Genomic DNA, 2,163 nt, shown 5'->3' with positions numbered 1-2,163 from the left:
TGGGTTGATCGGTTCGGCCTTGGCACTTGTGGATGTGCCTGGGATCATCAACCTTGTCGATAATGGCGCTAGCCGGGAGGATGTTCTAAGATTTGCCGGCGCTGTTGCTTTTGGCAAGGTTGTGGGTGGTCCAAAAGCGACTGGGAGTCCCGTAGTTGATGGTGCAAAAGGGACAGGTGCAATAGACGAAACGGCCGGCTCGATTAGGAATGTCAATCCTGGATATCCAGAAGCTGGTCGAACTCATAACTGCGTTAACTGTTCGATAGCTACGGACGCTACTTTGGCAGGGAATCCTGCATCAGCTTTGCCGATTAGCTCCACTAAAGGGGTTCCTCTGACTGTCTTGGAGAAGCAGTTCGGAGCTAAGTTTGGCAGCGTGTCGACGCCCGAGAATATTAGTCGGAAAATGGCCAGTGCAGGTGATGGCGCGCGCGGTATTGTTTTTGGCTCTTACGGTCCTGGGCAGCCAGGTCACGTATTTAATGTGGTAAACCAGAATGGTGTTGTTCGTTACCTCGATGGGCAGACAGGTAAGCAGGCGAATCTGAGCGATTTCAAGACGTTACAGTTGCTGAGGACTAATTGATGGTTACCTATGAGTATGCTTTGGCGCGTGCTAAGGAGTATCTGAGTGATTCAGATATACCTTTGCGTATAACTCATAAGGGTGAATTTTCTGATGGGTGGTTTTTCTGCTTTGACTCCGAAGAGTATTTGGATACTGGCAATCCATCGGCCCAGTTGGCTGGGAATAGCCCTTTTTTGATTGATAAACAGAGTGGGGAGTTGCATGTTCTTGGGACTGCAAAGCCACTGAAAGAGTATCTTGATAATTACGTTAGAGGGAAATTAGATGGCTCGGCGTAATCTAATTGTGCAAAAGGAACTGCTAAGGAGGCAGAGGCATTAGTCGCTGCTGAAAAGGCGGCGTTGGGTCGTATTGGGAACAATCCGGAAGGGCCTGATTTAACGAATAAAGCACCAAATACGGTGCTTGATTTGCAGGATGCAAAAGGCGCAGGTGATTGGGAAAAGCTGAGTGCTCAACTCAGGGAGGCGGCGAAAGGTAAAGGTAGTTTCGGTATTGGTTCAGGTACAAGAGCACAAGCTGACGTTATGGGGAAAGCTTGGGTTGGTAATGGGTGTAAAGTTGCTAGCGATTGAAAGGCGTTGGTTTGTCAAGATGGTTTGAGGCGGTATAGGTCTCCTACTTACAAACCAAGCCGGCAGGAAACTCAAGCTAACTTCGAGCAAAGGTTTCCAGGTCAAGAGGCAAAGAAGTGGCAATCAAATGCTAACTAGGGTGTCGCGGACTAAACTATGAACGCGAAGCTAAAGCGGCTCCATAGCCCTGACATTTATAATCTTGAAAATTACCATCCTGAATCTCCGGATAGTTTTTGCTTCCTCCTGCAGGCGATGATTGGTCCAGCGGATGAGGATGGCGAGGAATAATTTGACATGGAGGTTTGCACTCCGAAATGGATTGAGGAAAAACTTTGTCTCGATGAGGTTGTTATAGGGGCGCACTACCTTATTGTTCATGATTACAATTACCAAGAAATTGTTAATGCCATTGAGAAATTCTTGTTGAGTTGCTCAGGGAAGAATTGGAGTTAGGTTTCAAGAAAAGTATCTAGATTAGTTTTGTGGGAGTTTGAGGGTTACGAAGATGGGGCACGTGAGTAACGTAAACATTTCTCTTGTTCTACTGACACCGACACCTGCGCCGGTGTTGTCTTATCCGTCAAACGGTTGCTTCCGTTCGGCTATCTGAATGCGCATATTGACAACTTGAGCCGCTCGCATACTTCAGTGGTAGCTTTGTAGGTGAGCCGCATCTGCGGCCCCAGTACGATACTGCTTGAGTAGGATCAGGTTGGTGATTTCGGTACCCGACGATCCGCCATCTGTTCTTCGATACCATCGAGCAACGCATCGACCAACCCTTTGGCCATCTCGACGGAATGCAGTGTCGACCATATCAACCCGCGAGTGTCCGGGTCGACTTTGTCACAGGCTTGCGTTCCCGTGTCATTGGCGCAACGCAAGTACATCGACGCATGCACCAAGGCATCATGCGCTTCGATACCGGCGCGCACAGTAAACAAGGGAGGATGACCCGCGGCACAGGTACCGAAAGGGGTACTGGCAGTGTGT

Annotated in this window: 4 protein-coding genes and 1 pseudogene; 4 read left to right on the top strand and 1 reads right to left on the bottom strand. The window is 48.9% G+C overall.

Annotated features, from left to right (window positions below; genetic code table 11):
- From NPS47_RS25090 to NPS47_RS25075, 4 genes and pseudogenes are all read left to right on the top strand, one after another.
- A partial coding sequence (locus tag NPS47_RS25090; RefSeq protein WP_274297408.1) for a toxin glutamine deamidase domain-containing protein occupies positions 1 to 589 on the top strand: 589 nt, incomplete at its 5' end.
- On the top strand, positions 589 to 870 hold the full coding sequence (locus NPS47_RS25085; RefSeq protein WP_274297407.1) for a YrhB domain-containing protein: 282 nt from the start codon (positions 589 to 591) through the stop codon (positions 868 to 870). The genes NPS47_RS25090 and NPS47_RS25085, both read left to right, overlap by 1 nt.
- Positions 871 to 933: 63 nt before the next feature.
- Positions 934 to 1,167 (top strand): hypothetical protein, encoded by a 234-nt coding sequence (locus NPS47_RS25080; protein WP_274297406.1) that lies wholly within the window; start codon positions 934 to 936, stop codon positions 1,165 to 1,167.
- A gap of 156 nt (positions 1,168 to 1,323) precedes the next feature.
- Positions 1,324 to 1,623, top strand: a pseudogene (locus NPS47_RS25075) (Imm8 family immunity protein).
- A gap of 254 nt (positions 1,624 to 1,877) precedes the next feature.
- Here the strand turns inward: NPS47_RS25075 and NPS47_RS25070 are convergent.
- A partial coding sequence (locus tag NPS47_RS25070; protein ID WP_274297405.1) for a DUF6124 family protein occupies positions 1,878 to 2,163 on the bottom strand: 286 nt, incomplete at its 5' end.

The sequence above is a fragment of the Pseudomonas putida genome (assembly GCF_028682475.1).
Lineage (GTDB): Bacteria > Pseudomonadota > Gammaproteobacteria > Pseudomonadales > Pseudomonadaceae > Aquipseudomonas > Aquipseudomonas putida_AG.
This window is presented reverse-complemented; position numbering and strand designations above follow the sequence as displayed.